Below are 7490 nucleotides of genomic sequence, written 5' to 3'. Positions count from 1 at the left end.
CATGCCGAGCCTAGGCGAGGCACCGAACGAAAGGGGCAAAAGCGCTTTGGTTACTTTCGCGCTTTTCGAAAGTGACTCGCCGTAAGGGCGAAACCAATAGCCGCCGTGACCGAAGAAACGGATATACCCCCACCCACCGCAAATGGCAAAAAACACCACCCCCCTTGAGCACTTTCGACCTATCCCAACCAAACCACCGCCCCTAGACTCTTGCCCCCAATAACAGCGCCAAACGCGCACAAGACCGAACCAGGGAAACCCACATGAACCCATCCGACATTTTCGTTATCAGCGCCGTCCGTTCCGCCATCGGCAGCTTCGGCGGCTCGCTCAAGGACGTGCCACCGATTCAACTGGCCACCGACGTCTGCCGCGCCGCCATCGAGCGCTCGGGGCTGGCACCTGAACACATCGGCCATGCGGTGATGGGCCATGTGATCCCGACCGAAGCCCGCGACGCCTACATCTCCCGGGCAGTGGCGATGAATGCCGGCCTGCCGAAAGAGACACCCGCCTTCAACGTCAACCGCCTCTGCGGTTCCGGTTTGCAGGCAATCGTCAGTGCTGCGCAAAGCCTGATGCTCGGTGATGCGGGCGCGGCGCTGGCCGGTGGCGTCGAATCCATGAGCCGTGGCGCGTATCTGTTGCCGCAAGCGCGTTGGGGCGCACGCATGGGCGACATGCAGGCCATCGACTACATGCTCGGCGTGCTGCAAGACCCGTTTGCCGGTTTCCACATGGGCATCACCGCGGAAAACATCGCCGAGCGCTACGGCATCACGCGTCAGGCCCAGGATGAACTGGCCATGCTCAGCCAGCAGCGCGCCGCGCGGGCAATCGCCGAAGGCCGCTTCAACAGTCAGATCGTGCCAATCGAAGTGGCATCGCGCAAAGGCACCGTGACCTTTGCGACCGACGAACACGTGCGTGCCGAGGTCAATGCCGAGCAACTGGCCAAGATGAAACCGGCCTTCAAAAAGGACGGTAGCGTCACCGCCGGCAACGCCTCGGGCCTGAATGACGGCGCCGGTGCGTTGATCATGGCCACCGGTGAAATGGTGCGCGCACAAGGCCTCAAACCAATGGCACGACTGGTCGGCTATGCCCACGCCGGTGTCGAGCCGGAACTGATGGGGCTCGGCCCGATTCCCGCCACTCGTCTGGTGCTCAAGCGTGCCGGCCTGACCGTCGCCGACCTGGATGTCATCGAGTCGAACGAGGCCTTCGCCGCGCAAGCCTGTGCCGTGGCGCAGGAACTGGGCTTCGACCCGGAGAAGGTCAACCCTAACGGTTCGGGCATCTCGCTGGGCCATCCGGTGGGTGCCACCGGCGCGATCATCGCGACCAAGGCCATTCACGAACTGCACCGCGTCCAGGGCCGTTATGCACTGGCGACCATGTGCATCGGCGGCGGCCAGGGCATCGCCGTGCTGTTCGAACGCGTCTGATTCGTCCACCCTGCCCCCGTTCAACGGGGGCAGCCGAACAAACTATTGCTCGAAGGTTTGACTGATGACCTAACCTCATAGGCTGAATGACTAACAACAGAGTCAGGCACTCCTATGCGTCATGCACTGAAAGCCATGATTTTCGTCGCTTTCACGCTTTTCGGGGCGGGCCCCGGAATGCTGTTGGCGGCAGACCCTGCGGACATTTCAATGCCCAGGGCGGTTGCCGCGCCCCCCAGCGTTTCCCCAAGCGACCTCCAGGCGTTGCAACTTCGGCTGGACGCCCTCAAACAACAGATCTCGCTGGTTGATAACTACAGCCAGCTGGAGGCCCCGCAGGACCTCGTCCAGATGTTCATGCTGGATGTCGATCGCCTCTCGACCTCGCTGCTTCCCCTGCAGACTCAACTGCGCGCGCAACTGGGTGTGCTGGGGCCTGTCCCGCGCGATGACGCCGCGGCCGAGCAGCCCGATATCACCGCGCAAAGGGTCGCGCTCACCGAGCAAAAAAACAAAGTCGACGCCACCCTGAAAACCCTGGCCACCCTGAAAACGAGTGCCACCGACCTCATCACCCAGATTGCCGGCATCCGTCGCAACATGCTGGAAAGCGAACTGACCCTGAGCACCCGAAGCGTCCTGAACCCCGAATTCTGGTCACCGATCCTGAGCCCTTCGATGGACGATCGACAGCGCTTCGCATCGTTCCTCGGTCAGGCAAGTGAGGTCGTCAAACTGGCCTGGCAACCGGGCCAACGCCTCTACACCAGCGTACTCTTGCTGCTGGCCCTGCTTATCTGGACGCTGGGCCGCCGTCTCGCGGAACGAGGGCTGACGTGGCTTTGCATTCACCGGATGCCAGAAGGACGCCTGCGCCGCAGTTCCCTGGCGCTGGCTTCCGTATTGGCCACGGTGCTGACGGTCGGCCTGTCCCTGCAACTGCTGTTTTATGTCTTCACACGCCAGGCTCCGCTGACGCCGACACTGTCGACGTTTTCCCAGGAATTCGAAAAAGTCGCCTACACCTGCGTGCTGATCACCGCGTTGAGCCGCGCCCTGTTGTCCACGAAACACCCGTCGTGGCGGCTGCCAGCGCTTGCCGATCAGGTGGCGCTGTCACTCAAGCCTTATCCGCGGGTTCTGGCGGGCGTGCTGCTGGTTCTGGTGACAATGATCCAGATTACCAACGCAACCGGCATGAGCAGCGGCATCGTGATCGCCGGTCGAGGGGTCGTCGCACTGGTTGTTACGTGCGTTCTGGTGGATTTATTGTGGCGCACCGGCAAAGTCCGCAGAGCCGTCGTGGCGTCTGGCGAAGCCTATGAAGCCGGCAGGACGTTCGCGGGCGTGCTTTACACCCTCGCCAGTCTTGCGATGGTGATCTGCCTGGTTTCCCTCCTGACCGGTTACGTGTCCCTGGCCAGGTTCGTCACCTATGAACTGGTCTGGGGCTTTCTCATCCTCTCCGGTTTCTATTTGCTGATGCAGTGCTTCAAAGATGCCTGCGAATACTTTTTTTCAATCAAAAGCCCCAGCGGCAAGGCGCTCAAGCAGTTGCTCGGCATTGAAGACCGGCGCCTGGAGCAGATCTCGATCGTTCTTTCAGGGGTCGGGCGGGCCGGACTCTTGCTGCTGGCGCTGGTCACCCTGTTCGTCGGCGGGGTCGGCACGACGCTCGGGCAACTGCTCACCAACGTCTTTTCCATTCTCGGCGGCGCCGGGCTGCGCAAACTGAACATCATCCCCGGGCACTTGCTCAATGCCGCACTGGCCTTGCTGATCGGCATCTACCTGATTCGCACGCTGGGCCGCTGGCTGGACAAGGAGCTCCTGCCGAAAACCGAGATGGACCCTGGCATGCGCGCTTCGCTGACCACGCTGTTTGCCAACATCGGCTATGCGTTGGTCATTCTGCTGACGCTGTCATCGTTGGGCGTGCAGTGGACCAACCTGGCCTGGATCGTCAGCGCGTTGTCGGTGGGGATTGGTTTTGGCTTGCAGGAGATCGTCAAGAATTTCGTCTCAGGCCTGATCCTGCTGACCGAGCGCCCGGTGAAAGTCGGCGACCTGATCAGCATCAGCGGGGTCGAGGGCGACATCCGCCGGATCAACGTGCGGGCCACCGAAATCCAGCTCAGTGACCGCTCGATCGTCATCGTGCCCAATTCGCAGCTGATCTCGCAAAACCTGCGCAACGTAACCCTGGGTGGCAGCGCCCAAGGGGTGGCGTCACTTGAACTGACCTTCCCCCTGGACATCGACCCCGAACAGGTGAAAGACCTGCTCTACAACACCTACCGCGAGCACGAGACCATTCTCGACAAACCGGCGCCGATGGTGCGCTTCAGCAAACTGACCCCCGAGGGCATCACGCTGACGGTCACCGGCTACGTCGGCAGCCCGAGAATCGTCGGCGTGACCAAGAGCGACCTGCTGTTTGAAATCCTCAAGCGCCTGAGTGACGCCGGTATCGAGCTGGCGAAGCCGGCACCCACGGTGTGAATCAGTGGGCGATGCACACTGATTTCAGCTCGGTGTAGGCCTCGATCACCGCACGCCCGAACTCGCGGCCCATGCCGGACTGCTTGACGCCACCAAACGGCATGGCCGGGTCGAGCAGCACGTGGGCATTGACCCAAACGGTGCCGGCCTCGATGCGCGGCACCAGGTTCATCGCTTTGCCGAGGTCATTGGTCCACAGGCTCGCGGCCAGGCCGTAGCGGTTGTCGTTGGCCAGGGCGATCACAGCGTCTTCATCGTCAAACGGCATCACCCCCAGCACTGGGCCGAACACCTCTTCGCGGGCCACCGCCATGCTGTGATCGATGTCGGCCAGAATGGTCGGCTGCACATAGAAGCCCTCGCCTTCCACCAACTCGCCCCCGGACACCACCCGTGCGCCTTCGCGACGCGCCAGCTCGATGTGCTTGAGCACGCTTTGCTGCTGCTTGCGCGAGACCAGCGGGTTGATCGCCGCTTCGCCGTTCATGCCTGCGCCGATGGGCATCGCCGAAACGGCGGCGGCGAGTGCTTCAACGAATTGATCGTGGATCGAGCGATGCACGTAGAAGCGCGAAGCTGCCGCACACACCTGGCCGTTGTTCAGCAGACCGCCGAGGATTGCGCCCTGAACGGCTTTTTCGATGTCGGCATCGGCCAACACGATCATCGGGTTTTTGCCACCCAGCTCCAGCGAGAACCGCGTCATGTTTTCCATGCACGCCACACCGACGCTTTTGCCCACCGCCGTGGAACCGGTGAAGGACACTTTGCTCACCAGTGGATGCGCCGTCAGCACACCGCCGACATTGGCGCCGCCACCGGTGACGACGTTGAACACGCCCGCTGGAATCCCCGCTTCCAGCGCCAGTTCAGCCAGGCGCATGGCGGTCAGCGGCGTTTCCATCGCCGGTTTGATGATCACCGTGCAGCCGGTGGCCAGCGCCGGCATCAGCTTCCACGCCGCGATCAGCAGCGGGAAGTTCCACGGCACGATCCCGACCACCACGCCCACCGGCTCACGCTTGGTGAACGCGGTGAATTTCGCCCCTGGCGGAAGCGGAATCGACACGTCAAAGGTCTGCCCTTCGATCTTGGTCGCCCAGCCGGACATGTAGCGCATGAACTCCACGGTGGCGTTCAGGTCCAGTGCGCGCGCCATGTTGATCGACTTGCCCTGGCTCAGGGTTTCCAGCTGCGCCAGCTCTTCGGCATGCGCTTCTACCAGCGCAGTGAAGTTCAGCAGGATACGTTCGCGGTCCGCCGGGCGCAGGCCCGACCACACGCCGGACTTGAAGGCTTTATGCGACGACTGCACGGCTTGCTCGACCACGTCCAGCGGCGCGTCGAGGGTTTCGCACAGGGTTTGTCCGGTGGCCGGGTTGACCACGGCAATGCGCGGCCCTTCGGCGAACACCCATTGGCCATCGATAAAGCAGCCGTGGCGGCGGTCAAGAAATGCAGCAACCTGCGGCAGGATTTCAACGTTGCTCATAAATCACCTTTGGTTCAGACATGTTGTTCAGCCGGATAACGGGCTGATTACTGTTGTTCTTTGAGGAAACACACGACCGCCTGGCGATCGTCGGCCGAAGCCAGGCCCATGTAGGGCATGTAGGTCCCCGGCACGAAGGCCTGGGGTTGGGTGATGAGTTGCGCGATGTTCTCGGCCTGCCAGTTGATGTCTTTGCTGCGCATGGCCTGGGAATAGTTGAAGCCTTCCAGCGAGCCGGATTTGCGCCCGACCACACCCGCCAGGTTCGGCCCCATCATTCCCGTCATGCCCTTGGTCACCGAATGGCAGACCGCGCATTCATTGGCGAAGACCTGAGCCCCATGCCCTTGGTCGGGCGCGCAGTCAGCGGCCAACGCGGTGTGCGCGAGGGTGAGTGAGAGCAGACCGATGAGGGGCAATCGCAGCGAGGTGAACATAGGAAAACGACCTTGAAAATCCGCGCTCATCCATTGAGCGGCAACACGGGAGCGCCGACGCAGCGGTGCATCGACAGGGTTGAGAGGGATTGTCGATGGTCAGTGATGCGCAGGTTTTGCCCTGCGTGCCAGTCGTATTGGCGAGGCTGCCAAACCGGGCATTTTGGCAAGCACAGCCAACTCTTTGGCAACCACACAAAAGGCCGGAAAAGTTCCGCGCCTTAGTATCGAAAAAGACCGCAAACCTGCGCTCAAGAACAAGAACGGATGCCACACATGCTCAAGTCCCCCTTGCTGCGTCTCTCTACACTTGCCCTGATGATCAGCGCCGGCCATGCCGGCGCGTACGAACTCTACGCCGATGACGACAGTCACCTGAACGCCACGCTGGAAGCGGTCTTCGGCATCTTCCACAGCCAGGAAAACTACGCGCTGTCCGGTCGCCTCGACCCGGGTTCTTCGTCGTGGCGCGAGGGCTACATCAAATATGGCCTGAGCTTCGACAAGGGCCTGGCCGGTGTCGGCACCGCGTATGGCGCGGCGAACCTGCTCAGCTCCGGCACCTGGGGCGACGGCGATGCCGCAGGCTTCAGCGACGGTTCGGAACGCACCACCAAATTCGAAGACGCCTACCTCGGCTGGCGTTCGGGCAAGCTGTTCGACGTGCTTGGCGAGGACGGCGTCGACCTGTCCTTCGGTCGCCAGAACATCGTGGTCGGTGATGGTTTCCTGATTAATGGCGACGCGCTCAACCTGGGCAAAGGTCTGGCCGACGGTGAGTTCAACCGCGGAGGCGCGTACTGGCTGGCGGCGCGCAAAGCCTTCGACGAAACCGCCGTGCTGCGCCTGGGCGGCAAGGAAGGCTGGCGTGGCGACCTGATGTGGTTGAAGTCCGATAACCGCGCACAAGCGAAAACCGAAATGTACGTCGGCACGCTTGAGCACGTCGCCGAAGCAGGCACGGTCGGTTTGACCTACATCGACACCACCGATGTCGACGAAGAATTCGCCTCCCCTTCGCAGCTTGAACGCGACGGCATGAAAACCTACAGCCTGCGCGCAGCCGGCAATGCCGGGGTGCAAAACCTGTTCCTCTCCGGCGAATACGCCAAGCAGGACAAACCCCACACCAGCACCGAAGACGCCTGGTACCTGGAAGCCGGCTGGACTTTCGCCGACGTGGCCTGGACGCCAAATGCCAGCTACCGCTACAGCCGTTTCTCGGAAGGTTATGACACGCTGTTCTATGGCTTCAGCCGTGGCTTCGGCACCTGGTTCCAGGGTGAGGTCGCCGGTAACTACGCCGGCCCGTTCAACACCAACTCGCGTATCCAGCAAGTCAAGTTCACCGTCTCGCCGCTGGAGAACCTGACGGTCGGTGCGATGTATTTCAACTTCGACACCATCGACCGCAACCTCGGCAATACCGATGGCCACGAAGTCGATCTGTATGCCGAATGGCACGTCAACGAACACCTGACGGTGATGCCGCTGATCGGCCTCTATCAGCCGGACAAAAGCGCCGACGAAGGTGGCACGCAGCTGGGCAGCAACGACAAGAACCTCTACAGCCAGGTGATTTTCGCCACCACGTTCTAAGCCCCTACGCAA

At 61.9% G+C, this 7490-nt stretch carries 5 protein-coding genes; 3 read left to right on the top strand and 2 right to left on the bottom strand.

The genetic code is table 11. The annotated features are described in order from the left end of the window. Positions 1-263: 263 nt before the first annotated feature. Positions 264-1448 (top strand): acetyl-CoA C-acyltransferase family protein, encoded by a 1185-nt coding sequence (locus J4E42_RS19670; RefSeq protein WP_008033866.1) that lies wholly within the window; start codon positions 264-266, stop codon positions 1446-1448. A gap of 114 nt (positions 1449-1562) precedes the next feature. Next, positions 1563-3950 carry a DUF3772 domain-containing protein gene (locus J4E42_RS19665; RefSeq protein ID WP_008043081.1) on the top strand — a complete coding sequence of 796 codons (2388 nt, stop codon included), beginning with the start codon at positions 1563-1565 and terminating at the stop codon, positions 3948-3950. A 1-nt stretch (position 3951) separates the two neighbouring features. Here the strand turns inward: J4E42_RS19665 and J4E42_RS19660 are convergent, their stop codons facing one another. Then, positions 3952-5442, bottom strand: a complete 1491-nt coding sequence (locus J4E42_RS19660) for an aldehyde dehydrogenase family protein (RefSeq protein ID WP_207285953.1) — start codon at positions 5440-5442, stop codon at positions 3952-3954. A gap of 47 nt (positions 5443-5489) precedes the next feature. Further along, positions 5490-5879 (bottom strand): c-type cytochrome, encoded by a 390-nt coding sequence (locus J4E42_RS19655; RefSeq protein ID WP_008033873.1) that lies wholly within the window; start codon positions 5877-5879, stop codon positions 5490-5492. Between the two features lie 276 nt (positions 5880-6155). Between J4E42_RS19655 and J4E42_RS19650 the strand changes: the two genes are divergently transcribed. Continuing rightward, entirely contained in the window at positions 6156-7478 is a 1323-nt protein-coding gene (locus tag J4E42_RS19650; protein ID WP_207285952.1) for a hypothetical protein, read from the top strand. The last annotated feature ends 12 nt before the right edge of the window (positions 7479-7490 follow it).

Source organism: Pseudomonas sp. FW300-N2A2, assembly GCF_017351735.1.
Lineage (GTDB): Bacteria > Pseudomonadota > Gammaproteobacteria > Pseudomonadales > Pseudomonadaceae > Aquipseudomonas > Aquipseudomonas migulae.
The sequence above is the reverse complement of the archived record's forward strand: the minus strand, read 5'-3'. Positions and strand labels throughout refer to the sequence as shown.

Excerpts from the sequence above, each read along its gene's own strand:
- J4E42_RS19655 (WP_008033873.1), bottom strand. The coding sequence starts at position 5,879 with ATGTTCACCTCGCTGCGATTGCCCCTCATCGGTCTGCTCTCACTCACC.
- J4E42_RS19665 (WP_008043081.1), top strand. The coding sequence starts at position 1,563 with ATGCGTCATGCACTGAAAGCCATGATTTTCGTCGCTTTCACGCTTTTC.
- J4E42_RS19670 (WP_008033866.1), top strand. The coding sequence starts at position 264 with ATGAACCCATCCGACATTTTCGTTATCAGCGCCGTCCGTTCCGCCATC.
- J4E42_RS19650 (WP_207285952.1), top strand. The coding sequence starts at position 6,156 with ATGCTCAAGTCCCCCTTGCTGCGTCTCTCTACACTTGCCCTGATGATC.
- J4E42_RS19660 (WP_207285953.1), bottom strand. The coding sequence starts at position 5,442 with ATGAGCAACGTTGAAATCCTGCCGCAGGTTGCTGCATTTCTTGACCGC.